Origin of the sequence: Variovorax sp. N23 (assembly GCF_025486315.1) — a bacterium.
Taxonomy (GTDB): domain Bacteria; phylum Pseudomonadota; class Gammaproteobacteria; order Burkholderiales; family Burkholderiaceae_C; genus Variovorax.
Genome location: NZ_JAOOPY010000007.1, coordinates 243,173 through 268,180, shown reverse-complemented (window position 1 = coordinate 268,180; position 25,008 = coordinate 243,173). Strand labels below are relative to the sequence as shown.

Annotated in this window: 23 protein-coding genes; 13 read left to right on the top strand and 10 right to left on the bottom strand. The window is 67.5% G+C overall.

Annotated features, from left to right (window positions below):
• Positions 1-20 precede the first annotated feature (20 nt).
• The 5 genes from carA (at position 21) to N8A90_RS13510 (ending at position 6,277) form a co-directional block, all read left to right on the top strand.
• Entirely contained in the window at positions 21-1,205 is a 1,185-nt protein-coding gene (gene carA / locus N8A90_RS13530) for a glutamine-hydrolyzing carbamoyl-phosphate synthase small subunit (RefSeq protein ID WP_262075430.1), read from the top strand.
• Positions 1,198-4,425: a carbamoyl-phosphate synthase large subunit gene (gene carB, locus N8A90_RS13525; protein ID WP_262075429.1), complete on the top strand. Its 3,228-nt coding sequence runs from the start codon at positions 1,198-1,200 to the stop codon at positions 4,423-4,425. Before carA ends, carB begins: the two co-directional genes overlap by 8 nt.
• An 8-nt stretch (positions 4,426-4,433) precedes the next feature.
• Positions 4,434-5,303 carry a Kdo hydroxylase family protein gene (locus N8A90_RS13520; RefSeq protein ID WP_262075428.1) on the top strand — a complete coding sequence of 290 codons (870 nt, stop codon included), beginning with the start codon at positions 4,434-4,436 and terminating at the stop codon, positions 5,301-5,303.
• A 67-nt stretch (positions 5,304-5,370) separates the two neighbouring features.
• A complete protein-coding gene (gene greA / locus N8A90_RS13515) occupies positions 5,371-5,847 on the top strand; it encodes a transcription elongation factor GreA (RefSeq protein WP_262075427.1) in 477 nt (158 codons plus the stop codon).
• A 7-nt stretch (positions 5,848-5,854) separates the two neighbouring features.
• Positions 5,855-6,277, top strand: a complete 423-nt coding sequence (locus tag N8A90_RS13510; protein WP_262075426.1) for a DUF4149 domain-containing protein — start codon at positions 5,855-5,857, stop codon at positions 6,275-6,277.
• A gap of 14 nt (positions 6,278-6,291) precedes the next feature.
• Here the strand turns inward: N8A90_RS13510 and N8A90_RS13505 are convergent, their stop codons facing one another.
• Both N8A90_RS13505 and N8A90_RS13500 read right to left on the bottom strand, forming a co-directional pair.
• Positions 6,292-7,056 (bottom strand): glycosyltransferase, encoded by a 765-nt coding sequence (locus N8A90_RS13505; RefSeq protein ID WP_262075425.1) that lies wholly within the window; start codon positions 7,054-7,056, stop codon positions 6,292-6,294.
• A complete protein-coding gene (locus tag N8A90_RS13500; RefSeq protein WP_262075424.1) occupies positions 7,056-7,535 on the bottom strand; it encodes a YhbY family RNA-binding protein in 480 nt (159 codons plus the stop codon). Before N8A90_RS13500 ends, N8A90_RS13505 begins: the two co-directional genes overlap by 1 nt.
• Before the next feature lie 50 nt (positions 7,536-7,585).
• Here N8A90_RS13500 and N8A90_RS13495 point away from each other — a divergent pair, with 50 nt between their 5' ends.
• From N8A90_RS13495 to N8A90_RS13470, 6 genes are all read left to right on the top strand, one after another.
• A complete protein-coding gene (locus N8A90_RS13495; protein ID WP_262075423.1) occupies positions 7,586-8,254 on the top strand; it encodes an RlmE family RNA methyltransferase in 669 nt (222 codons plus the stop codon).
• A gap of 151 nt (positions 8,255-8,405) precedes the next feature.
• Positions 8,406-10,325 carry an ATP-dependent zinc metalloprotease FtsH gene (ftsH, locus tag N8A90_RS13490; RefSeq protein WP_262075422.1) on the top strand — a complete coding sequence of 640 codons (1,920 nt, stop codon included), beginning with the start codon at positions 8,406-8,408 and terminating at the stop codon, positions 10,323-10,325.
• Positions 10,326-10,393: 68 nt separating this feature from the next.
• Complete coding sequence (gene folP, locus N8A90_RS13485) at positions 10,394-11,260, top strand: dihydropteroate synthase (protein WP_262075487.1); 867 nt, start codon at positions 10,394-10,396, stop codon at positions 11,258-11,260.
• On the top strand, positions 11,257-12,588 hold the full coding sequence (gene glmM / locus N8A90_RS13480) for a phosphoglucosamine mutase (RefSeq protein WP_262075421.1): 1,332 nt from the start codon (positions 11,257-11,259) through the stop codon (positions 12,586-12,588). The genes folP and glmM overlap by 4 nt, the downstream gene beginning before the upstream one ends.
• The gene (locus tag N8A90_RS13475; RefSeq protein ID WP_262075420.1) at positions 12,585-13,133 is read left to right on the top strand and encodes an MOSC domain-containing protein; all 549 of its coding nucleotides are present in this window, start codon (positions 12,585-12,587) and stop codon (positions 13,131-13,133) included. Before glmM ends, N8A90_RS13475 begins: the two co-directional genes overlap by 4 nt.
• Before the next feature lie 11 nt (positions 13,134-13,144).
• Positions 13,145-13,609: a GNAT family N-acetyltransferase gene (locus N8A90_RS13470; RefSeq protein WP_262075486.1), complete on the top strand. Its 465-nt coding sequence runs from the start codon at positions 13,145-13,147 to the stop codon at positions 13,607-13,609.
• A 65-nt stretch (positions 13,610-13,674) separates the two neighbouring features.
• Here the strand turns inward: N8A90_RS13470 and N8A90_RS13465 are convergent, their stop codons facing one another.
• The 5 genes from N8A90_RS13465 to N8A90_RS13445 all read right to left on the bottom strand — a co-directional run bounded on the left by N8A90_RS13465 (position 13,675) and on the right by N8A90_RS13445 (position 19,206).
• Positions 13,675-14,946 carry an acyl-CoA dehydrogenase family protein gene (locus N8A90_RS13465; RefSeq protein WP_262075419.1) on the bottom strand — a complete coding sequence of 424 codons (1,272 nt, stop codon included), beginning with the start codon at positions 14,944-14,946 and terminating at the stop codon, positions 13,675-13,677.
• 59 nt (positions 14,947-15,005) lie between these two features.
• Positions 15,006-16,094, bottom strand: coding sequence for a phosphotransferase (locus N8A90_RS13460; RefSeq protein ID WP_262075418.1), 1,089 nt, complete (start codon positions 16,092-16,094; stop codon positions 15,006-15,008).
• A 16-nt stretch (positions 16,095-16,110) separates the two neighbouring features.
• Positions 16,111-16,830: a Crp/Fnr family transcriptional regulator gene (locus N8A90_RS13455; RefSeq protein ID WP_262075417.1), complete on the bottom strand. Its 720-nt coding sequence runs from the start codon at positions 16,828-16,830 to the stop codon at positions 16,111-16,113.
• A 62-nt stretch (positions 16,831-16,892) separates the two neighbouring features.
• Complete coding sequence (locus N8A90_RS13450; RefSeq protein WP_262075416.1) at positions 16,893-17,672, bottom strand: oxepin-CoA hydrolase, alternative type; 780 nt, start codon at positions 17,670-17,672, stop codon at positions 16,893-16,895.
• Between the two features lie 13 nt (positions 17,673-17,685).
• A complete protein-coding gene (locus tag N8A90_RS13445) occupies positions 17,686-19,206 on the bottom strand; it encodes a 3-hydroxyacyl-CoA dehydrogenase (protein WP_262075414.1) in 1,521 nt (506 codons plus the stop codon).
• A gap of 202 nt (positions 19,207-19,408) precedes the next feature.
• Between N8A90_RS13445 and N8A90_RS13440 the strand changes: the two genes are divergently transcribed.
• Positions 19,409-21,562, top strand: coding sequence for a hypothetical protein (locus tag N8A90_RS13440; protein WP_262075413.1), 2,154 nt, complete (start codon positions 19,409-19,411; stop codon positions 21,560-21,562).
• Between the two features lie 15 nt (positions 21,563-21,577).
• Here the strand turns inward: N8A90_RS13440 and N8A90_RS13435 are convergent, their stop codons facing one another.
• From N8A90_RS13435 to lexA, 3 genes are all read right to left on the bottom strand, one after another.
• Positions 21,578-22,585, bottom strand: a complete 1,008-nt coding sequence (locus N8A90_RS13435; RefSeq protein WP_262075411.1) for a D-2-hydroxyacid dehydrogenase family protein — start codon at positions 22,583-22,585, stop codon at positions 21,578-21,580.
• 196 nt (positions 22,586-22,781) lie between these two features.
• Positions 22,782-23,144 (bottom strand): hypothetical protein, encoded by a 363-nt coding sequence (locus N8A90_RS13430; RefSeq protein ID WP_262075410.1) that lies wholly within the window; start codon positions 23,142-23,144, stop codon positions 22,782-22,784.
• Positions 23,145-23,255: 111 nt separating this feature from the next.
• Complete coding sequence (lexA, locus tag N8A90_RS13425; RefSeq protein WP_262075409.1) at positions 23,256-23,930, bottom strand: transcriptional repressor LexA; 675 nt, start codon at positions 23,928-23,930, stop codon at positions 23,256-23,258.
• Positions 23,931-24,000: 70 nt separating this feature from the next.
• Here lexA and N8A90_RS13420 point away from each other — a divergent pair, with 70 nt between their 5' ends.
• Positions 24,001-24,993, top strand: a complete 993-nt coding sequence (locus tag N8A90_RS13420) for an asparaginase (RefSeq protein WP_262075408.1) — start codon at positions 24,001-24,003, stop codon at positions 24,991-24,993.
• Positions 24,994-25,008: the final 15 nt, after the last annotated feature.

Genomic DNA, 25,008 nt, shown 5'->3' with positions numbered 1-25,008 from the left:
TCATCCATCCGGAGAACCCAGTGCTTTTGTCTCTTCAGGGAGCCTTCCCTCCCGCCATCCTGGCGCTCGCAGACGGCACGGTCTTTCTCGGCAACTCGATCGGAGCCACCGGCTCCACCGCCGGCGAAGTGGTGTTCAACACCGCCATGACCGGCTACCAGGAAATCCTCACCGACCCGAGCTACTGCCAGCAGATCGTGACCCTCACGTATCCGCACATCGGCAACTACGGCGTCAACGAGGAAGACGTCGAGGCCGACAAGATCCATGCTGCCGGGCTGATCATCAAGGATCTGCCCCTCCTGGCGTCGAATTTCCGCCAGACCGCGACACTCAGCGAGTACCTGGTGCGTGGCAACACGGTCGCCATCGCCAACATCGACACCCGCAAGCTGACCCGCCACCTGCGCACGAACGGCGCGCAGAACGGCTGCATCCTGGGTCTGGCGGCGGGCGAGACCGTGTCGCAGGCCCTGATCGACAGGGCGATTGCCGCCGCCAAGGCCGCGCCGAGCATGGCCGGGCTCGATCTCGCCAAGGTCGTGTCGGTGCAGCAGACCTACGAATGGAACCAGACCGAGTGGAAGCTCGGGTCGGGCTACGGCGTGCAGATCACGCCGAAGTTCCATGTCGTGGCCTTCGATTACGGCGTCAAGAAGAACATCCTGCGCATGATCGCGCAGCGCGGCGCGCGCATCACGGTGGTGCCGGCACAGACGCCCGCGGCCGACGTGCTCAAGCTCAAGCCCGACGGCGTCTTTCTGGCGAACGGCCCCGGCGACCCGGAGCCTTGCGACTACGCGATCAGCGCCGTCAGGGAACTGATCGACACCGGCATCCCGACCTTCGGCATCTGCCTGGGCCACCAGATCATGGCGCTGGCCTCGGGTGCGAAGACCTTCAAGATGAAGTTCGGCCATCACGGCGCGAACCATCCGGTGAAGGACCTCGACAACGGCCGCGTGAGCATCACCAGCCAGAACCATGGCTTCGCGGTGGACGAGAAGTCGCTGCCCGCCACGCTGCGCCCCACGCACATCAGCCTGTTCGACAACACGCTGCAGGGCCTGGCCCGCACCGACAAGCCGGCCTTCTGCTTCCAGGGACACCCGGAAGCCTCGCCCGGCCCGCACGACATCGGCTACCTGTTCGATCGCTTCACGGCATTGATGGAAACGCACAAAGCAGGAAACAAGAATGCCTAAGCGCACAGATCTCAAGAGCATCCTCATCATCGGCGCCGGCCCGATCATCATCGGCCAGGCCTGCGAGTTCGACTACTCGGGCGTCCAGGCCTGCAAGGCGCTGCGCGAGGAGGGCTACAAGGTCATCCTGATCAACAGCAACCCCGCGACGATCATGACCGACCCGGCCACGGCCGACGTCACCTACATCGAGCCGATCACCTGGCAGACGGTCGAGAAGATCATCGCCAAGGAACGGCCCGACGCGATCCTGCCGACCATGGGCGGCCAGACCGCGCTGAACTGCGCGCTCGACCTGTGGCGCCATGGCGTGCTCGACAAGTACAAGGTCGAGCTGATCGGCGCCAAGCCCGAGGCCATCGACAAGGCCGAGGACCGCCTGAAGTTCAAGGACGCGATGACCAAGATCGGCCTGGGCTCGGCGCGTTCGGGCATCGCCCACTCGATGGACGAGGCCTGGGCGGTGCAGAAGACCGTCGGCTTCCCGACCGTGATCCGCCCGAGCTTCACGCTCGGCGGCACCGGCGGCGGTATCGCCTACAACCCGGAAGAGTTCGAGACCATCTGCAAGCGCGGCCTGGAAGCCTCGCCGACCAACGAGCTGCTGATCGAGGAATCGCTGCTCGGCTGGAAGGAGTATGAGATGGAAGTGGTCCGCGACACGGCGGACAACTGCATCATCGTCTGCTCGATCGAGAACCTGGACCCGATGGGCGTGCACACCGGCGACTCGATCACGGTCGCGCCGGCGCAGACGCTGTCCGACAAGGAATACCAGATTCTGCGCAACGCCTCGCTGGCCGTGCTGCGCGAGATCGGCGTCGATACCGGCGGCTCGAACGTGCAGTTCTCGATCAACCCGAAGGACGGCCGCATGGTCGTCATCGAGATGAACCCGCGCGTGTCGCGCTCCTCGGCGCTGGCGTCGAAGGCCACCGGTTTCCCGATCGCCAAGGTCGCGGCCAAGCTGGCCGTGGGCTACACGCTCGACGAGCTGCGCAACGACATCACGGGCGGTGCCACGCCGGCGTCCTTCGAGCCCTCGATCGACTACGTGGTCACCAAGATCCCGCGCTTCGCCTTCGAGAAGTTCCCGCAGGCCGACTCGCGCCTGACGACACAGATGAAGTCGGTGGGCGAGGTGATGGCCATGGGCCGCACCTTCCAGGAGTCGTTCCAGAAGGCGCTGCGCGGCCTTGAGGTCGGCGTCGACGGCCTGAACGAGAAGACGCAGGACCGTGAAGTGCTCGAGAAGGAACTGGGCGAGCCCGGCCCCGAGCGCATCTGGTACGTCGGCGATGCCTTCGCCATGGGCCTCTCCGTCGACGAAGTGTTCGCGCTGACCAAGATCGACCCGTGGTTCCTGGTGCAGATCGAGGAGATCGTGAAGATCGAACTCGAACTGGAGACCAAGTCGCTCGACGAGATCGACAAGGACACGCTGCTCGCGTTGAAGAAGAAGGGCTTCTCCGACCGCCGCCTGGCGCGCCAGCTCAAGACCACCGACACCGCGATCCGCGAGAAGCGCCGCGCCCTGGGCGTGCGCCCGGTCTACAAGCGCGTGGACACCTGCGCCGCCGAGTTCGCGACCAACACGGCCTACATGTACTCGACGTATGAAGACGAGTGCGAAGCCGATCCGACGGACAGGAAGAAGATCATGGTGCTCGGCGGCGGCCCGAACCGCATCGGCCAGGGCATCGAGTTCGACTACTGCTGCGTGCATGCCGCGCTCGCCATGCGCGAGGACGGCTACGAGACCATCATGGTCAACTGCAATCCGGAAACCGTGTCGACCGACTACGACACCAGCGACCGCCTGTACTTCGAGCCGCTGACGCTCGAGGACGTGCTGGAGATCGTCGACAAGGAAAAGCCGCTCGGCGTGATCGTGCAGTACGGCGGCCAGACGCCGCTCAAGCTCGCGCTCGACCTCGAAGCCAACGGCGTGCCGATCATCGGCACCTCGCCGGACATGATCGACGCGGCCGAAGACCGCGAGCGCTTCCAACAGTTGCTGCACAAGCTCGGCCTGCGCCAGCCGCCGAACGCGACGGCTCGCGCCGAGCCCGAAGCCCTCGAAAAGGCTGCCGCGCTGGGCTACCCGCTGGTCGTGCGCCCGAGCTACGTGCTCGGCGGCCGCGCGATGGAAATCGTGCACGAGCAGCGCGACCTCGAACGCTACATGCGCGAGGCCGTCAAGGTGAGCAACGACTCGCCGGTGCTGCTCGACCGCTTCCTGAACGACGCGGTCGAATGCGACGTCGACTGCATCCGCGACGCCGAAGGCGGCACGCTGATCGGCGGGGTGATGGAACACATCGAACAGGCCGGCGTGCATTCGGGCGACTCGGCCTGCTCGCTGCCACCCTACAGCCTCAGCCAGGACACCATCGCCGAACTCAAGCGCCAGAGCGCGGCCATGGCCGAAGCGCTGAACGTGGTCGGCCTGATGAACGTGCAGTTCGCGATCCAGCAGAAGGACGGCCAGGACGTCATCTACGTGCTCGAAGTGAACCCGCGTGCGTCCCGCACCGTGCCCTACGTGAGCAAGGCGACCGGCATCCAGCTGGCCAAGGTCGCGGCGCGCTGCATGGCCGGCCAGTCGCTCAAGTCGCAGGGCATGACGAAGGAAGTCACGCCGCCGTACTTCAGCGTGAAGGAGGCCGTGTTCCCCTTCGTCAAGTTCCCGGGCGTGGACACCATCCTCGGCCCCGAGATGAAGTCGACCGGCGAGGTGATGGGCGTGGGCAAGACCTTCGGCGAAGCCTTCGTGAAATCGCAACTGGGCGCCGGTACCATCCTGCCGAAGTCGGGCAAGGTCTTCATCTCGGTGAAGAACAACGACAAGGCGCGTGCCGTCGAAGTCGCGCGCGGCTTAGCCAAGCTGGGCTTCGAGCTGATCGCCACCAAGGGCACCTCGGCCGCCATCGCCGCCGCGGGCATTGCCTGCGCCACCGTGAACAAGGTGACCGAAGGCCGGCCGCACATCGTGGACATGATCAAGAACAACGAGATCGCGATGGTCATCAACACGGTCGAGGAGCGCCGCAACGCGATCACCGATTCGCGGCTGATCCGCACCTCGTCGCTGGCCGCGCGCGTGACCACCATCACGACCATCTTCGGTGCGGAGGCTGCCGTCGAAGGCATGCGCCACATGGACGAGCTCAGCGTCATCTCCGTCCAGGAGATGCACGCGCAGCTGGCGCAGGGCTGAGGTCGGCCGTGGAAACGCAGCTCGTCGAACTCGACCTGGCCGACTGGGCTGCGGCCACGCCGAACGATGACTGGATCGCCGCCCTCGAAGCCGGCAAGGTGCTGTACTTCCCGACGCTCGGCTTCGAGCTTCGGCCCGAGGAGCGGCGCCTGCTGACGCCGAGCCTGCTGGCACCGAAGGTGCGCAACATCAGCCTCGATGCGGCGGGCACGCTCAAGGGCGTGGCCGGTGACGAGGCCGTGCAACGCACCACGGCGGCGATGGTGGGGCGCTTCCGCGCCCAGGCCACGCAGCTCATCCACGGCCTGCTGCCGCACTACACGCCGGCCCTGCGCCTGGCGCCGACGAGCTATCGGCCGGCGCAGGTGGAGACGCGCGTGCAGTCCTGGCGTGCCGACGACAAGCGCATGCACGTCGATGCCTTTCCGTCGCGGCCGAACTACGGCGAGCGCATCCTGCGGGTGTTCACCAACGCCAACCCCGATGGCGTACCGCGTGTCTGGCGCGTGGGCGAGCCCTTCGAGACGGTCGCCAAGCGCTTCCTGCCGCGGGTCAAGCCGTATTCCCGCTGGCAGGCGAAGGCCTTGCGGTCCCTGCGTGTGACCAAGTCGCTGCGCAGCGAATACGACCACCTGATGCTGCAACTGCACGATGCCATGAAGGCGGACCTCGACTACCAGCAGAACGGCCCGCAGCAGACCGTGCCGTTTCCGGCCGGCTCGGTGTGGGTGTGCTTCTCCGACCAGACTTCTCACGCCGTGATGTCGGGCCAGTACATGCTGGAGCAGACTCTTCATCTGCCCGCGGCCAGGCAATACAATCCTGACTCGAGCCCGCTCGCCATCCTGAGCCGGTTGACCGGACGGTCACTCGTCTGATCCCTCTCTCCCACATGCACCGCCGAACGGCAGCGTTCGGCGGTTTCGTTTTCTGGAGCAACAGAACATGAACACCATTCCCGTGACCAAGCGCGGCGCAGAGAAGCTGCGCGAAGAACTCCATCGCCTCAAGACGGTCGATCGCCCGTGGGTGATCAATGCGATCTCCGAGGCGCGTGCCCAGGGCGACCTGAGCGAGAACGCCGAGTACGAGGTCGCCAAGGACCGCCAGGGCTTCATCGAAGGCCGGATCCAGGAGATCGAAGGGAAGCTGTCGGCGGCGCAGGTCATTGACCCGACCGAACTGGACGCGGGTGGCAAGGTGGTCTTCGGAGCGACCGTCGCGCTCGAAGAGGAAAGCAGCGGCGAAGCCGTGACCTACCAGATCGTCGGCGAGGACGAGGCCGACCTGAAACAGGGCCTCATCAACATTTCCAGCCCGATCGCGCGCGCGCTCATCGGCAAGGAAGAGGGCGACACCGCCGCGGTGCAGGCGCCGGGCGGCGTGAAGAACTACGAGATCGTCGCGGTCAAGTACCTGTGAGCGGCGCGTGAAAGACCGCGTCGCGCTGCTGTTGGCCGCCTTCTGGTGGGGCAGCCTGAGCACCATTGGTTTCCTGGTGGTGCCGATGCTCTTCGCCCGGCTCGGCAACCCGGCCGTCGCCGGCAATTTTGCGGGCCAGCTGTTCGCCGCACAGAGCTGGATCGCGATCGTCTGCGGGCTGATCCTGCTGATCCATTTCCGACAGAAGGCCGACAGCGGCTTCGATGCCGCGACGCGCACGGCCATCGGCCTGGTCCTGGCCGCGCTGCTGCTGGCGCTGCTGCAGCAGTACGTCGCGGCGCCGCGCATCCTGGCGCGCGACAACCTCAAGTTCTGGCACGCCGTCGGCAGCGGCATGTACCTGGCGCAGTGGGCCTGCACCGGCGTGCTGCTCTGGCGCATGGGGCGCCGCGACGGCGTCCGATCCTGACCGGCATGGCCTGATCAGGCCGTCCAGTACTTCGCGATCCAGCGCGCCGGGCGGATGAACCGGAAGGCCCGGTTGCGGCGACCGGCCAGCGCGTCGGGCGGATTGCATTCGCCGTGGAACACCATCACACGCGCGCCCGCCGGCACGAAGGGCTCCTGCCAGTAGTTCGTCGGCCAGGTCGGGATGCCGTGGTACTTGAAGCTCGGGCACCAGGCGTCGGGCCAGTATTGCAGCTTGCCTTGGGCGTGCAGGAAATCGGACAGATAGGCCTGCTCGTTGCGGAAGGCCGCCTGCACCGCATCCATGTTGGCGCGGAAGTACGCCAGCACGTCGGCATGCGCGCCCAACTCGAAGCGATAGACCGACGAATTGCCGGTGATGCGCTCCATGCGCCACGGCCGGGCGTAGTCGTGAATGATCAGGAATTCACCCGGCTGCTCGAAGAAGACATCGAGGCTGCCCACCACCACCACGTCGAGGTCGAGGAAGAGGGCGGTGCCGCGCAGGCCATGCAGGTCCTGCTCGAAGGTCGTCAGTTTCTTCCAGGCGCGATCCGGCCGGCCGGCCGGCAGTTCCAGGTCGAGCGGCGGAATGGGCAGGCACTGCACCTCGCTGCGGATGCCCTTCGCATCGTCGGTCAGGCAGACGAAGTTGAAGTCGCCGCTCAGGTGCCGGCGCACCATGGCGTAGAGACGATTGACGTAGTCCGGGCCGTACTTCGTGCCCCATTTCATGCAGAGGACATGGCGCTGCCGCCCTGCGGCCTGGCGGGTCGGCATCAGTCCGCCTGGTTGCGCTTCTTGGCCGACAGCGGCCGCTTCGGCTTGGCGCGCTTGATGGTGCCGCCGGGCGTGAGGCGCTGGTTGCCCAGCACGCGCAGCGTCTTGATTTCAGGACGCTGACCGAAGCGCTTGCTGTACTTGACGATCTTCACGTCGCGCGGGCCGGGCATGCGGTCCTCGTCGACGTCCTTCACCTTCTCGGCCTTCGGACGCCAGAGCACCAGCAGCTTGCCGATGTGCTGGATCGGCGCGGCGCCGAGCTCGTCGGCCAGGGTCGTCAGCATGGCCTCGCGGGCCACGCGGTCGTCGGAGAAGACGCGGATCTTGATCAGGCCATGGGCCTTGAGCGCCGCGTCGGCCTCCTTCTTGACAGCCGGGGTGAGCCCGTCGCCACCGACCATGACGATCGGATCGAGGTGATGGGCTTCGGCGCGGTGCACCTTGCGCTGCGCAGGGGTAAGTTGAATGGCTGTCATGGCCGTATTATCGCGAACCCCCGACCAGCGAACCCATTGCGACCCCGCCGATGAGCACCAAAACAACCGGCAAGAAGGTCAACAAGGCCTGGCTGCACGACCATATCAACGACCCCTGGGTCAAGCTGGCGACCCGGGAAGGCTACCGGGCGCGCGCCGCGTACAAGCTCAAGGAGATCGACGAGACGCTCGGGCTCATCCGGCCAGGCCACCTGGTGGTGGACCTTGGCTCCACCCCCGGCGCCTGGAGCCAGTACGCCCGCCGGCGGCTGTCCCCCGACGGCGCCGCGGCGGGCGCGCTCGATGGCACCATCATCGCGCTGGACCTCCTGCCCATGGAGCCGATCGAGGGCGTGATCTTCCTGCAGGGCGACTTCCGGGAGGACGCGGCGCTGGCCCGTCTGGAAGAGGCGCTGGCCGGCCGCAAGGCGGATGTGGTGGTGTCGGACATGGCGCCCAATCTGTCGGGCATCGCTTCGGCGGATGCGGCGCGTGTGGCGCACCTGGTGGAGTTGGCGATCGACTTCGCGCAGGCGCATCTGAAGCCCGAGGGCGCGCTGGTCGCCAAGCTTTTCCACGGCAGCGGCTATGCGGAACTGACCCAGTTGTTCAAGAAGAACTTCCGGGTCGTGAAGCCGATGAAGCCCAAGGCGTCGCGCGACAAATCGTCCGAAACCTTCATGGTCGGCATCGGCCTTCGAGGCGGCGACACGAATTGATACGCAAAGCGCGGTGAAACCCGTGCCTTGGCTGTGGATGCTTGAGGGAAATCAGGCAGTTTCGCAGCTTGAAAAGCCTAAAATGGTCATCAATTGCGTGACCTGGGCGAAATTTCATTTCCCTGTCACGCGCTTTTGACTGGAGCTTCGTTTGAACAATCAGTGGTTTTCCAAGGTTGCCGTCTGGCTCGTCATCGCGATGGTGTTGTTCACTGTGTTCAAGCAGTTCGACACGCGCGGTGCCGCTGGCGCCGGCAACATCGGCTACTCCGACTTCCTCGAGGAAGTCCGCGGTAACCGCATCAAGAGCGCCACCATCCAGGAAGGCCAGGGCGGCAGCGAGATCGTCGCGATCACCAACGACGATCGCCGCATCCGCACCACCGCCACCTATCTCGACCGTGGTCTGGTCGGCGACCTGATCGCCAACAACGTCAAGTTCGACGTCAAGCCGCGCGAAGAGGGCTCGCTCCTCATGACGCTGCTGGTCAGCTGGGGGCCGATGCTGCTGCTGATCGGCGTCTGGGTCTACTTCATGCGACAGATGCAGGGCGGCGGCAAGGGCGGGGCATTCAGCTTCGGCAAAAGCAAGGCCCGCATGCTCGACGAGAACAACAACACCGTCACCTTCGCCGACGTCGCCGGATGCGACGAGGCCAAGGAAGAGGTGAAGGAGGTCGTCGACTTCCTGAAGGACCCGGCCAAGTTCCAGAAGCTCGGCGGACGTATTCCGCGCGGCCTGCTGCTCGTCGGCCCACCCGGTACCGGCAAGACCCTGCTGGCCAAGTCGATCGCCGGCGAAGCCAAGGTGCCGTTCTTCTCGATCTCCGGTTCCGACTTCGTCGAGATGTTCGTCGGCGTGGGCGCGGCCCGCGTGCGCGACATGTTCGAGAACGCCAAGAAGAACGCTCCCTGCATCATCTTCATCGACGAAATCGATGCGGTCGGCCGTCAGCGCGGCGCCGGCCTCGGTGGCGGCAATGATGAACGAGAGCAGACCCTCAACCAGATGCTGGTCGAGATGGACGGCTTCGAGACCAACCTCGGCGTGATCGTCGTGGCGGCCACGAACCGCCCGGACATCCTGGATGCCGCCCTGCTGCGCCCCGGCCGTTTCGACCGCCAGGTGTATGTCACGCTGCCCGACATCCGTGGCCGCGAGCAGATCCTGAACGTGCACATGCGCAAGGTGCCGCTCGGCCAGGACGTCAACCCGAGCATCATCGCCCGCGGCACGCCGGGCATGTCCGGTGCCGACCTGGCCAACCTCTGCAACGAAGCCGCCCTGATGGCTGCCCGCCGCAGTGCGCGCGTGGTCGAGATGCAGGACTTCGAGAAGGCCAAGGACAAGATCTTCATGGGCCCCGAGCGCAAGAGCATGGTCATGCCCGAGGAAGAGCGCCGCAACACGGCCTACCACGAGTCCGGCCATGCGCTCATCGGCAAGCTGCTGCCCAAGTGCGACCCGGTGCACAAGGTCACCATTATCCCGCGCGGCCGTGCGCTGGGCGTGACGATGAGCCTGCCCGCACAGGACCGCTACAGCTACGACCGCGAGTACATGCTCAACCAGATCAGCATGCTGTTCGGTGGCCGCATCGCCGAAGAAGTGTTCATGAACCAGATGACCACCGGCGCCAGCAACGATTTCGAGCGTGCCACGTCCATCGCCCGCGACATGGTCACGCGCTATGGCATGACGGACGCGCTGGGCCCGATGGTCTACGCCGAGAACGAAGGCGAAGTGTTCCTGGGCCGCTCGGTCACCAAGACCACGAACATGAGCGAGCAGACCATGGAAAAGGTCGACAGCGAAGTGCGCCGCATCATCGACGAGCAGTACAACCTGGCGCGCCGCCTGATCGAAGAGAACAGCGACAAGATGCACGCGATGGCCAAGGCGTTGCTCGAATGGGAAACCATCGACTCCGAGCAGCTCGACGACATCATGGCTGGCCGCGAACCCCGTCCGCCGAAGGACTGGACGCCGCGCATCCCGCCGTCGAACAACAACGGCGGTAGCGGTGGCACGCCGGCGGTCACGCCCGACCCGGCGCCCACCGCCGCCTGAGCACCGATGCAAGCGTGCAGACCGACGGGGCCTTTGGCCCCGTTTTTTCTTGGAGCGGCGCCATGACGATGACCTGGCGTACCAGCCGGTTCCTGATCGATCTGTCACGGCCGCAGGTGATGGGTATCGTCAACGTGACGCCCGACTCCTTCTCGGACGGGGGCACCCATGCATCGGCGCAGGCGGCGCTGCGCCATTGCGAAGAACTGGTGCGGCAAGGGGCGGACATCCTCGACATCGGCGGCGAGTCCACGCGGCCCGGCAGCCCGGCCGTCTCGCTGGACGACGAGCTCGCCCGCGTGATTCCCGTGGTGCGCGAAGCGGTGCGCTTCGGCGTGCCGCTGTCCATCGACACCTACAAGCCCGAGGTCATGCGCGTCGTGCTGGACTTCGGTGCCGACATCGTCAACGACATCTGGGCGCTGCGCCAGCCGGGCGCGCTCGCGGTGGTGGCGCAGCATCCGAGCTGCGGCGTCTGCCTGATGCACATGCACCGCGATCCGCAGACGATGCAGGCGGCGCCGATGGCCGGTGACGTGGTGCCGGTCGTCACCGAATTCCTGACGGTGCGGGCGCAGGCCTTGCGCGATCGGCAGGTCGCGCCCTCGCGCATCGTGCTGGACCCCGGCATCGGCTTCGGCAAGACCGTGGCGCAGAATTTCGCCCTGCTGGCGCGCCAGCGCGAGCTGGTCGCAGCGGGCTACCCCGTGCTGGCCGGCTGGTCGCGCAAGTCCTCGCTCGGTGCGGCCACCGGCATCGAGGCGGCCGGTGAGCGGATGGTGCCGAGCGTGGCCGCGGCGCTGCTGGCCGTGGAGCGCGGCGCGGCCGTGGTGCGCGTGCATGATGTGCGCGACACCGTCGCTGCGCTGGCCGTCTGGCGGGCGATGTGCGCTTCGGGACAACAAGACTCTCTGCAAGAAGAAACAACGACATGACACGACAGTATTTCGGCACCGACGGCATCCGCGGCACGGTGGGCCAACCGCCCATCACGCCGGACTTCGTGCTGCGCCTGGCCCATGCCGTGGGCCGCGTGCTCAAGAGGACCGAGAAGCGCCCGACGGTGCTCATCGGCAAGGACACGCGCATCTCCGGCTACATGCTGGAATCGGCGCTCGAGTCGGGCTTCAATTCCGCAGGCGTCGACGTCGTGCTGCTCGGGCCCTTGCCGACTCCCGGTGTGGCCTATCTGACGCGCGCGCAGCGCGCGAGCCTCGGTGTCGTCATCAGTGCCAGCCACAATGCCTACCCCGACAACGGCATCAAGTTCTTCAGCGCCCAGGGCACCAAGCTCAGCGACGAATGGGAGCATGCGGTCGAGGCGGCGCTGGAAGAAGCGCCCGTGTGGGCCGACTCCGCGCAACTGGGCAAAGCGCGTCGCCTGAGCGATGCGGCCGGCCGCTACATCGAGTTCTGCAAGAGCACCTTCGCCCACGACCTGAGCCTGCGCGGGCTCAAGCTGGTGATCGATGCGGCGCACGGTGCGGCCTACCAGGTGGCACCCAATGTGTTCCACGAACTGGGCGCCGAGGTGAGCAGCATCGGCTGCGCGCCGGACGGCCTCAACATCAACCAGGGTGTCGGCGCGACGCATCCGCAGGCGCTGATCGACGCGGTGAAGGCGCAGGGTGCCGACTACGGCATCGCGCTCGACGGCGACGCCGACCGCCTCCAGCTCGTCGATGCGACCGGCCGGCTCTTCAACGGCGACGAACTGCTCTACCTGATGGTGCGCGAGCGTATCGCGCGCGGCGAAAAGCCGCAGGGCGTGGTCGGCACGCTGATGACCAACAAGGCGGTCGAGGTGGCGCTGCGCGGACACGGCATCGCGTTCGTCCGCGCCAAGGTCGGCGACCGCTACGTGCTCGAAGAGCTGGAAAAGCGCGGCTGGCTGCTCGGCGGCGAAGGCTCCGGCCATCTGCTGGCGCTCGACCGCCACACGACCGGCGACGGCATCGTGAGCGCCCTGCAGGTCCTGCAGGCCTGCCAGCGCAGCGGCAGGACGGTCGGCGAACTGCTGGCCGACGTCACGCTCTTTCCACAGACCCTCATCAATGTGCGGCTGCAGGACGGCCAGGACTGGCAGTCCAACGCCGCGCTGAAGACAGAGACGCAGCGCGCCGAAGCCGAGCTGGGCGATGCTGGCCGCGTGCTGATCCGCGCCAGCGGCACCGAGCCGCTGGTGCGCGTGATGGTCGAGGCGCGCGATGCGGCGCAGGCCGAAGCGTGTGCGCGCCGGTTGGCGGCCACCTTGCAGCGATGACTTCGACGCCGTCGGTGCGAGCGGTGCATGCCAGCAAGCTGCACAGCTTCTCCAAATTCACCGAACCGTCGATTCGTCTGATCGCCGGACTCGGCGTCGAAGGCGATGCGCATGCCGGCGCCACGGTCAAGCACCGGTCCCGCGTCGCCCGCGACCCCCATGCACCCAACCTGCGGCAGGTGCATCTGCTCCACGCCGAGCTGTTCGACGAATTGATGACCGCCGGCTTCGCGGTCTGGCCCGGTGAGCTGGGCGAGAACATCACGACGCACGGCGTCGACCTGCTCGGACTGCCGACCGGCACGCGGCTGCACCTGGGCGCCGACGCCATCGTCGAACTCACCGGCCTGCGCAACCCCTGCAGCCAGCTCGACCGCTTCCAGGCCGGCCTGAAGGCGGCGACGCTGGCGCGCGATGCACAAGGGCGATGGGTGCGCAAGGCGGGCGTGATGGCGATCGTGCTGCAGAGTGGCGTGGTGCGGGCGGGCGATACGATCCGCATCGACCTGCCGCCCGGCGAGGCCAGACCTTTGGAGCCCGTGTGATCGATATCGTGATGGCCGACTACGGCAACCCGGCGCATGCATGCGCCCTGGTCGACTTGCTCGACGCGTATGCCCGAGACCCGGCCGGTGGCGGCACGCCGTTGACGGACGCGGTGCTGGCCGGACTGCCGGCCGCCCTCGCGGCCCGACCGCAGGCGTTCAGCGTGATCGCGTTCGACGGCACGCGGCCGGTCGGACTCGTGAACTGCATCGAAGGCTTCTCCACCTTCGCATGCCGACCTCTGGTCAACGTGCACGACGTGGTCGTGCTGCCGAGCCATCGCGGCCAGCGCATCACACAGCGCATGCTGGCACGCGTCGAGCAGGAGGCCATCGCACGCGGTGCCTGCAAGCTCACCCTCGAGGTGCTGCAGGGCAACGCCCCTGCGCTGCGCGCCTACGAGCGCGAAGGCTTCGCCGGCTACCAGCTCGACCCGGCCTTCGGTGCGGCGGTCTTTCTGCAGAAGAAGCTGTAACGCCAGCCAAAAAGCCGCCGAGGCGCGGGGCGCCGGGGCGGCTTCGACGTGGCAAGGCGGGAGGCTCAGAAGCGCGTGACGGGCGGATCGATGTCCTTCTTGTCGACCGCGTAGCGGCCGAGCTCCCACTTGGCGATGGCGTTGCGATGCACCTCGTCCGGGCCGTCCGCGAAGCGCAGCGTGCGCGCATGCGCATAGGCGAAGGCCAGGGGAAAGTCGTCGCACATACCGCCGCCGCCATGCACCTGCATCGCCCAGTCGATCACCTGGCAGGCCATGCTCGGGGCCACCACCTTGATCATCGCGATCTCGTTCTTGGCAACCTTGTTGCCGGCCACGTCCATCAGCCACGCGGCCTTGAGCGTGAGCAGGCGGGCCATGTCGATCTTGCAGCGCGCCTCGGCGATGCGCTCCTGCGTGACGGTCTGCGAAGCCACGGTCTTGCCGAAGGCGATGCGCGAGGAGGCGCGTCGGCACATCAGCTCGAGCGCGCGCTCGGCCAGGCCGATCAGGCGCATGCAGTGGTGGATGCGTCCCGGGCCGAGGCGGCCCTGGGCGATCTCGAAGCCGCGGCCTTCACCCAGCAGCATGTTGTCGACCGGCACCCGCACGTTCTCGAAGAACATCTCGACATGGCCGTGCGGTGCGTCGTCGTAGCCCATCACGTTGAGCGGGCGCACGATGCGGATGCCCTTGGCGTCGGCCGGCACGATCACCATGCTCTGCTGCGAATGGCGCGGCGCGTCGGGGTTGCTCTTGCCCATGGTGATGAAGACCCCGCAGCGCGGGTCGGCGGCACCGGAGATCCACCACTTGCGGCCGTTGATCACGTAGTCGTCGCCCTGGCGCTCGATACGCGTCTCGATGTTGGTCGCATCGCTCGAGGCCACGTCCGGCTCGGTCATCGCGAAGGCCGAGCGGATCTCGCCTTCGAGCAGCGGCTTGAGCCAGCGTGCCTTGATCGTGTCGGAACCGTAGCGGGCGATGGTCTCCATGTTGCCGGTGTCGGGCGCCGAGCAGTTGAAGACCTCGCTGGCCCATGGCACACGGCCCATGATCTCGGCCAGCGGCGCGTATTCCTGGTTGGTGAGGCCCGCGCCCTGGTAGCCCGAGTGCTCGGCGCTGTCGACCGGCAGGAACAGGTTCCACAGGCCGTCGGCCTTGGCCTTCGTCTTCAGCTTCTCGATGGTTTGCAGCGGGGTCCAGCGCTTGCCTGCGGCGGTGTTGGCCGCCAGTTCGGCGGTGCAGGCCGCTTCGTTCGGATAGATGTGTTCGTCCATGAAGGCGCTGACGCGCGCCTGCAATGCCTTTGTCTTGGCCGAGTATTCGAAGTCCATGGTGTCTCCTGGGGTGAGGGGTCGATCGTGTGGCGGTGCGGGGGCGCTGGCTCAGCCTCTCAGGCCTTCTGTGCGAAGGCCCAGGCCATCTGCGCCATGGGCCGCGCGCCGCGGCCCGAGGCCACCGCCTGTTCGCTCGACGCGGTGCCGGCTTCGACCCGTTTCGCGATGCCCTGCAGGATGGCAGCGATGCGGAACAGGTTGTAGGCGAGGTAGAAATTCCAGTCGGGCGCCAGCGCCTCGGGCGTGGTGATGCCGGTGCGTTCGCAGTAGCGGCGGATGTACGCGGCCTCGGTCGGGATGCCGAGGCTCGCGACGTCGACGCCGCCCAGCCCGCGAAAGGCGCCCGGCGGGATGTGCCAGGCCATGCAGTGGTAGCTGAAGTCGGCCAGCGGATGCCCGAGCGTCGACAGCTCCCAGTCGAGCACGGCGATGGCGCGGGGCTCGGTGGGGTGGAACATCACGTTGTCGAGCCGGTAGTCGCCATGCACGATCGAGGTCAGCGAGTCATCGCGTGCGGTCGGAGGAATGTGGGCGGGCAACCACGCCATCAGCCGATCCATCTCGGGAATGGCTTGCGTGACCGAGGCGACGTATTGCTTGCTCCAACGGCCGATCTGGCGCTCGAAATAGTTGCCCGGCTTGCCGTAATCGGCCAGCCCGCGCTCGGCGAAATTCACCGTGTGCAGGGCGGCGATGACGCGGTTGAGCTCGTCGTAGATCGCAGCGCGCTCGGCCTTGTCCATGCCGGGCAGGGACTGGTCCCACAACACGCGGCCCTGCATGAATTCCATCACGTAGAAGGCGCGACCGATGACGGACTCGTCTTCGCACAGGCACAGCATGCGCGGCACCGGCACGTCGGTGCCGGCCAGTCCGCGCATCACCTTGAACTCGCGCTCCACGGCATGCGCCGAAGGCAGCAGCTTGGCCACCGGCCCCGGCTTGGCGCGCATCACGTAGCTCTGGCTCGGCGTGATCAGCTTGTAGGTCGGGTTGGACTGCCCGCCCTTGAACATCTCCACCGTCAGCGGACCCCGGAAGCCGTCGAGATGCGCATCGAGCCATGCGGCGAGCGCGTCGATGTCGACGCTGTGTTGCGGCGCGACAGCACGCGTCCCGATGAAGCTGCTGAAGTCCTGGGTCATGGCCGGCGATGAAAGGTTAGAGGTCGGCTTCCGCAATCTGCATGAGTCCGGCCCGGTCGAGCACGACCAGGCCACCCGGCTCGATGCGCAGCACGTTCTCGCGCTCCATCGCCTTGAGTTCCTGGTTGACGCGCTGGCGCGAGGCACCCAGCAACTGCGCGAGTTCTTCCTGCGCCAGATGCAGCCCGATGCGCATCTGGCTGCCATCGGCCAGGCTGGGCACCCCGTAGCTGCGCACCAGGTGCGTCAGCTGCTTGGCGAGCCGGGCGCGCAAGGGCAGGGTGTTGAGGTCTTCCACCAGTCCGAACAGCTGGCGGATGCGACGCGCCTGCAGGCGCATCAGCGCTTCGTACAGCTCCACATGCGTGGCGAGGATCTTCTGGAAGTCCGCACGCGCCACGTTGAGCGTGGTGGTGTCGCCATGGGCATAGGCATCGTGCGTGCGACGGTCCCCGTCGAACATTGCCACGTCGCCGAACCAGATGCCGGGCTCCACGTAGGTCAGCGTCACCTGCTTGCCCGCAACGGTCGTCGAACTCACGCGCACCGCGCCCTTGGCGCACGCGATCCATCCTTCGGGTGGATCGCCGCGGGCGGCCAGCAGGTCGCCGTCCTTGTGACGTCTGACGAATGCGCATCGGAGGATGTCGTGCCGCAGTGAGGGTGAAAGGGATGAGAACCAGCGACCGCTGTTGATCGCTTCGCGTTCGTCGATGGTAAGAATGGGCTCGTCCATGGGGCTGTCCTGTCGGCGACTGAAGGGCTGCAGAGGTGTCTCGGGAGCGACGCGTTGCCGCGTCACTCGTAGCGCGGCGTTTCCTTGGCGAGGAAGGCCGCGATGCCGATGCCTGCGTTGGCGTGATGCAGGTTGCGCACGAAGTGGTCGCGCTCCTGCGACAACTGCGCGGACAGCGTGGCACCGCGTGCCTCGTTGAGCAGTTCCTTGATGCTCGCGAGCGCATTGGGTGCGCGGGCGCCGAGGCGCTCGGCCAGCTGCAGCGCGGTGGTGAGTGCCTGGCCGCTGTCGGCCAGTGCGTTGACCAGGCCGAGTGCGTGAAGACGCGCTGCGGCGATGCGCTCGCCGCCCATCAGCCATTCGGTGGCCAGTTGCCGTGGCAGCGACTGCGCCAGGTGCCAGCTCATGCCGCCGTCGGGCGACAGCGCGACGTTGCTGTACGACGCGGCGAAGACCGCGTCGCGTGCCGCCACCACCAGGTCGCAGGCCAGCGCGAGCGAGAAGCCCGCGCCGGCGGCCGCGCCTTCGACCGCGGCGATCACCGGCTTCGGAAAGGTGCGGATCGCGTCGATCCAGTTGTGCAGGCCTTCGATCGATTCGGCCTGCACCGACGGCGACTGCTGGCGGTTGGCCTGCAGCCGTTGCAGCGAGCCGCCGGCGCAAAACCATGCGCCTTCGCCCACGATCACGACGCTGCGGATCTCGCTGCTGTTCTCCGCGCCGTTGAGCGCTTCGATGCCGGCGGCGTAGATGGCCGGATCGAGCGCGTTGCGCAGGGACGGGTTGGCGATGGTCAGCACCATCGTGCTGCCCTCGGTCGTGCTTCGGAGTTCGGCGGTCATGGTCGTCTCGTTCTCATTCTTCTTCGTGCATCAGGCTCAGGCCGAGCGCGCCGCGGCGGCGCAGCCACGGGCTCGGGCGATAGCGCGGGTCGCCGTACACGGTCTGGAGGTTGAACAGCACCTCGAGCATGTTGGTCGGCCCGTACAGGTCGCCCATCGCGAGCGGGCCCTGAGGGTAGCCCAGGCCGAGGCGCACGGCGGTCTCCAGGTCGGCCGGCGAGCAGACGCGCTGCTGGCACATGTCGGCCGCGATGTTGACGATGGTGCCGACGACGCGCTGCGTGACGAAGCCGCCGCTGTCTCGGATCACGCTGACGGCCTTGCCGTCGCGCGCGAAGAGCGCATGCGCGGCATCGCGCATGTCGCGCCGCGTGGCGGGGTTGGTGGCCAGCACGCGGCGCTTGGTCGCAGCGTCGTCGACCATCATGTCGATGCCGACGGTGCGCGTGGCGTCGAGGCGCTCGACGGCCGCCACGGTGGTCACGTCGAAGCCCAGCGGGGCCACCACGATCAGCGCGGCGGGCGAGGGCGCGGCGCCGGTCTCGAGCCGGCCACCGAGCGTGTGGATCAGCTTGAGCAGTTCGGCCCGGCGCGCGGCGCGCGGCGACACCCACACCGCGATGGGGTCGGCGACGACCGGGGCGGCGGGCTCGGCCTCGACCTGCGCCACGCCGTCGACATAGCGGTAGAAGCCTTCGCCGGTCTTGCGGCCCAGTGCGCCGGCCGCGAGCCGCTGCGCCGTGATCACGCTCGGCCGGTAGCGTGGCTCCTCGTAGTACTGCCGGTAGATCGATTCCATCACCGGGTGCGACACGTCCAGCGCAGTGAGGTCCATCAGCTCGAAGGGGCCGAGGCGAAAGCCCGCCTGGTCCTTCAGGATGCGGTCGATGGTCGCGAAATCGGCCACGCCTTCGCCGACGATGCGCAGCGCCTCGGTGCCGAAGCCGCGGCCCGCATGGTTGACGATGAAGCCGGGCGTGTCCTGTGCCTGCACCGCGCTGTGGCCCATCTGGCGCGCGTAGCCGGCCAGCCGCTCGCACACGGCGGGGGCGGTCTTGAAGCCGGCGACGACCTCGACCACCTTCATGAGCGGCACGGGGTTGAAGAAATGGAAGCCCGCCAGGCGTTCAGGGTGCGCCATGCCGGCCGCGATCGCCGTGACGGACAGCGACGAGGTGTTGGTGGCGAGCGTCGCCGCGCTGTCGACAAGGCCCTCCAGCTCGCGGAACAGCGTACGCTTGACCTGAATGTCCTCCACCACGGCTTCCACCACCAGATCGCAGTTCGTCAGGTCGGCCAGCGACCCGACGGCGGACAGCCGTTCGACCAGGGTCTGCAACTGCACCGCATCGAACTTCCCTTTCTCATGCAGCTTCTGCCATTGCGCGACGACCGCGTCGCGCCCTCGGACGGCGGCGCCGTCGAAGCTGTCGAACAGCAGCACGTCGCTGCCCGCCTGTGCGGCGATTTGAGCGATGCCGCGGCCCATGGCCCCTGCACCGACCACGGCCACCTTTGAAAAATTCACAGTCATTTGTTAAATGCTCAGGTATGTAAAAAGCTAAAAGACAATCGTGTCAGAATGTGTTTACTTTAGGTTGCCTTTCGGGTCCATCTTGCAACTCCTCCGTCGCGTAGCGCCCCTGTTTTTACTCGGGTTCGCCGTTCCCTCTCTCGCACTGACGCTTGGGCAGCCCCAGGGCGCTGTCTGGATCGGCCGACCGCTCGATCTCGTGGTGCCGCTGACGCAGACCGAAGGCGAGGGCGGCGATTCACTCTGCGCCGAGGCCGAGATGGTCCAGGGCGGCACACGGGTGGACGACCGACGCGTGACTGTATCGCTCGAACCGGGCGCCCGGCCGGGCCAGACGCGCATCCACATTCGTTCGACGATGCCGGTCGAGGAGCCGGTCGTGCAGGTCACCGTACGGGCGGGCTGCCAGGCCACGTCCAGCCGCCAGTTCGTGCTGCTGGCCGACATGCCGGTCGAGTTCGCCGCAGCGCCCGTGCTGCCCGCTGTGCCGGGTGCATCGTCGTCGGGGAGCACCGACGCGCCAGCCGCCCGCAGCAACCGCCGCCCACAGCGCGCCACAGGCGAGGGCAGCGGATCCGCTGCCGCTGCGGCGTCGCCGACCACGCCCTCGCGGCGCGCGGTCACACCCCGTCCCCGTCCTGCTGCTTCGGCGGAGCGTGGCGAAGCGCGCGCTCCGGCGGCTCGCGCCACACCACCGGCGCGCCGCAGCGCCGCCGCCCCTTCGGCACGGGCACAGGCGGTGCCTCCGGCCGCTGGCGCCTCGGCGCCGGCTGTGCCGCCGACGGGTTCGCCGTCCGCGAGTGGCGGCGCGCGCCTGCAACTCGATCCGCTCGACGCGTCGGCGGCGCGCAATCCAGCGCTGGCGGCATCCGGTGCCGCCGCGCCGGGGGCCCCGGATCCGGCCGTGTCCGCCGCGCTCGCAGCCGCCAGCGCAGCGGCCAATGCCGAAGAGCTCCAGCGGGCCAACGAACGCATGAAGGCACTCGAGGCCACGCTGGCCGCCCTGCGCGAGCAGAGCGCCCAGAGCCAGCGCCTGCTGCTGGAGATGCGCAGCGAAGTGGCCGAGGCGCGCGACAGCCGCTACCGCAATCCGCTGGTGTACGCGCTCTGCCTGCTCCTGCTGCTGGCATTGATCGGTCTCTTCATGCTCTGGCGCGTGGCGCGTCGGACGACCGGCCCGGCCTGGTGGGGCGACACGATGGCCAAGGACGACGGCGCATCCCTGCCGCCTGGCGGCGATACCTCCGCCGTCGGCTCGGCGGGCGCGCTGGCCGAGGTTTCCGCGACGCCCAAGACCGGCCCGTTCGGCACCGCGCTGCTCGCGGCCGACACCGAGGACGAGGCGCCTGACACGCTGCCACCGCTGCCCGAAGACGACAGCGCCCCCGCACGCCACGTGAACACCGAGGAGCTGTTCGACGTGCAGCAGCAGTCCGACTTCTTCGTCTCGCTCGGCCAGCACGACCAGGCGATCGCGGTGCTCAGCGAGCACATCGCCGACAACCCGGAGACCAGTGCGCTCGCCTACCTCGACCTGCTGCGCATCTACCACTCGCTCGACCGGCGCGACGACTATGCACGGGTCGGTCAGGAATTCGAGCGGGCGTTCAACGCCTCGGTGCCGGACTTCGAACATTTCTCCGAAGTCGGCCGGGGCCTCGAACACTACCGCTCGACCCTGGCCCGTATCGAAGCCCAATGGCCGCGACCCGGCACGCTGGGCCTCATCGAGGAGCTGGTGTTCCGCAAGCCCGGCACGCGCGGCGACGAGAGCTTCGACCTCGCTGCGTACCGCGAACTGCTGCTGCTGTACTCGGTCGCGAAAGAAGTGATCGACCCGGACAGCGCGCCGCCGACGCCGGTCACGCCGCTGTCCTTCCTCGACACGCACGAAGCGAAGCTTGAGCCGACCAGGCCGGCCGAGCTGGACCGCGCGACCGAACAAGTGGGCCTGGCCGGTGGTGATCACAACGCGCCCGACGCGCCGCTGCCGTCGCTGTATGGCGCCATCGACGAGACGCTGTCGCACGACACGGTCATCGCCGCGCACCCTGGTACGGCCGGCGCGCGACCGACGGCGTCGACGCCGCCCTCATGGCACGAAGAGGGACAGTGGACGCGTCCGATGTCGGTGAACGAGCGGCAGGAACGCACCGATCAGGATGAGGCGATGCCTTTCGACAGCACTTCGCTCGAAACGCTCGAAACCCTGCCCAGTGAACTCGAGTTGGAGAAGCGACCGCCCTCGCCGCCGACCACCGACGACATGCCGCTGCCCGAATTGCGGCTCGATCTGGAACTGTTCGATCCGGTCATCGAGGCCGAGATCGCGCCTCGGCCGCGTCGCCGGCGCTGAGCGGCGGCAACACCCTCAGCGGCGAACCTGCAGGGCGCCGGGGTTCACGATGTTGGTGGGGTTGCCCTTGATGAAGCTCACCACGTTGTCGAAGGCCTGGCCGAAGTACATCTCGTAGCTGTCCTGCTCGACGTAGCCGATGTGCGGCGTGCAGATGCAATTCTCCAGCCGCAGCAGCGCATGCCCTTGCAAGGGCGGCTCGCTCTCGAACACATCGATCGCGGCGATCCCGGGCCGGCCGCGGTTGAGGGCCGCCAGAAGCGCGTCGGGTTCGACCAGTTCGGCGCGCGAGGTGTTCACGAACAGCGCGGTCGGCTTCATCCGCGACAGGTCTTCCAGCCTGACGATGCCGCGTGTGTCGTCGTTCATGCGCAGGTGGACCGTGAGCACATCCGCGGCAGCGAAGAAGGCCTCGCGGCTCGGCGCGACCTGGAAGCCTTCCGAGCGGGCGAGGTCGCGGCTCTGTTCGCGGCCCCAGATCACCACCTGCATGCCGAAAGCCTGGCCGTAGCGTGCAACCAGCTGTCCGATGCGGCCGTAGCCCCAGATGCACAGCGTCTTGCCCTTGAGCACCGAGCCCAGCCCGAAGTTCGGCGGCATCGAGGCCGACTTGAGGCCGGACTGCTGCCAGGCGCCGTGCTTGAGGTTGCTGATGTACTGCGGGAGTCGCCGCATCGCCGCCATGATCAATGCCCACGTCAGCTCGGCCGGTGCGAGCGGCGAGCCGCTGCCCTCGGCCACCGCGACGCCTTGCTCGCTGCAGGCCGTAATGTCGATGTGGTTGCCGACCCGGCCGGTCTGGGAAATGAGCTTGAGCTTGGGCAGCTTCTCGATCAGCTGGCGGGAAATCTGGGTGCGTTCGCGAATCAGGACGATCACGTCGGCGTCTTTCAAACGCACCGACAACTGGCCGATGCCCTTGACGGTGTTGGTATAGACCTTCGCCGCGTAGGCATCGAGTTTGGCGGCGCATTGCAACTTGCGCACCGCATCCTGGTAGTCGTCGAGAATCACAATGTTCATGGCGTGCCATTGTGCCTCGCGTCACACGAAAGCTCGCGGGGGCTCGGCGGGATGCGTGTCACGCCCGAGGTCAAGGCCGCTGCGCAGTGCCGTCTGCACGCGTGGGCGCTCGATGCGCCCGGGCGCGTGTCAGTTTTCCATGGTGCTCTGGCTGCGAGCGCCGGGCGCCGCAGGCGCGCCCGGGGTGGGTTTCATTTCAGTGCAGTGGACGCGCGCCGCGCACGGTGTCGGCGGCCTCGAGTGCCGCGAGGCGGTCGAGTTCGGCGCACACATCGGCCATTCGGCCGGAGATCACGACGCGGCCGGCCCGGTGACCTGGCTGCTGCGCGTCGACCGTGCGGACCACACGCAGCGGCCGCGCTGCCGCAGGTGCGTGCACGTGACCGGCGGTGGTCGTGCCCGCGCGCTGCGTGCAGGCCGGCCGCACGGCCACATAGCGCAGGTCGGCGTGGGCGTCGAAACTGGTGCCGCGGCGCGCGCGGCGCTCTGGCATCCAGCGGTGGGCGAGCGACTGCAGCGGGGTGAGCAGATCGACGAAAGTGAGCAGAACGATTCCCATGCGAACTCCAAGGTCAGAGGTTGAACACAGGCAGGATTGCTGGATGGGACTGCGACAGGGTGATGGCCTGATTGCCATACGCCCGCCACCTGTTGCAGCCCTTGCGATGCACTACATCAGCATGGTGTTGCGGATCAACCCGACGGCCAGGCCTTCGATCTCGAAGGGTTCGCCGGGCTGAACCACGATGGTGGGGTAGTCAGGGTTCTCAGCGTGCAGCTCGATCACCTGCTTGTTGCGCTTGAGGCGCTTGACGGTCACTTCGTCGCCCAGGCGCGCGACCACGATCTGGCCGTTGCGCGCTTCCTTGGTGGACTGCACGGCGAGCAGGTCGCCGTCCATGATGCCGGCATCGCGCATCGACATGCCGCGCACCTTGAGCAGGTAGTCGGGCTGATGCTGGAACAGCGTGTTCTCGACGTAGTAGGTCTGGTCCACATGCTCCTGCGCGAGGATCGGCGAACCCGCCGCCACGCGACCCACCAGCGGCAACGCCAGCTGGGCCATGCCCGGCAGCGACAGCGAAAACTGGTTGTCGCGCGACTCGTTGAGCGAACGCAGCGCGTCCCCCTTCAGCCGGATGCCGCGGGAGGTGCCGCTGAGCAGTTCGATCGCGCCTTTGCGTGCCAGCGCCTGCAGGTGTTCCTCGGCCGCATTGGCCGACTTGAAGCCCAGTTCGGCGGCGATTTCGGCGCGCGTCGGCGGCGCACCGGTCTGCGCGATGGTGCTGCGGATCAGGTCCAGAATCTGCTGCTGACGGGCGGTAAGCTTGACGGCGAACTGCATGTGAACTCCTTGGTGCTGGTTGCATATCCAGTACCTGTATTTTTAAACAGTTTTCCGGACTTTGCAAGACATGGTGAACAAAAGCGTCCCGGGCACACCGGGCGTGCTCGTTCTGGGCACGGGCGGCACGATCGCCGGACGGGCGGCGTCCGCCTCCGACAACGTCGGCTACACAGCGGGCGAGGTGGGCGTCGACGTCCTGCTGCGGGGGCTCGATCTGCCGCCCGGCCTGCCGGTGTGGGCCGAGCAGGTCGCGCAGCTCGACAGCAAGGACATGGACTTCGAGGTCTGGCAGGCGCTCGCCACCCGCTGCGCCGAGGCGCTGGCGCGCGAGGATGTGTGCGGCATCGTGATCACGCACGGCACCGACACGCTGGAGGAGACCGCGTTCTTCCTGCAGTCCGTGCTGAGCCCGACCAAGCCGGTGGTGCTCACCTGCGCGATGCGACCGGCGAGCGCGCTGGTGCCCGACGGCCCGCAGAACCTGCGTGACGCGATCGGCCTCGCGGCCTGGCCCGGTGCGAGCGGCGTGACGGTGGTGTGCGCCGGCACGGTCCATCGGTCGCTCGACGTGCAGAAGGTGCACACCTACCGTCTGGACGCATTCGATTCGGGCGACGCCGGGCCGCTGGGCTATGTGGAAGAGGGCGCCCTTCGCGCGCTCCGTGCCTGGCCGGAGCCGGCGGACGCTGCGCCGGCCCGCCTCGACGCCGTCATCGCGACCGAACCCTTTGTGTGGCCGCGGGTCGAGATCCTGACCAGCCACGCGGGCGCGCAGGGGCTGCTGATCGATGCGCTGGTGCACGCGCGGCAGTCCCATGCTGCGCATGCGGTCGACGGCCTCGTGCTGGCGGCGACGGGCAACGGCACGGTGCACCACACGATCGAAGTCGCGGCCCTGCGCGCGCAGGCGGCGGGCATCGCGGTGCTGCGCGCCACGCGTTGCGCACAGGGGCGCATCGTGGGCGCCTCACACGCGGCGATTCGCGACGCTGGTGCGCTCACGCCGGTGAAGGCGCGCGTCGCGCTGATCCTGGAATTGCTGGTGGCGCGCGTGCGCTGACGACGCAGGCCGAGC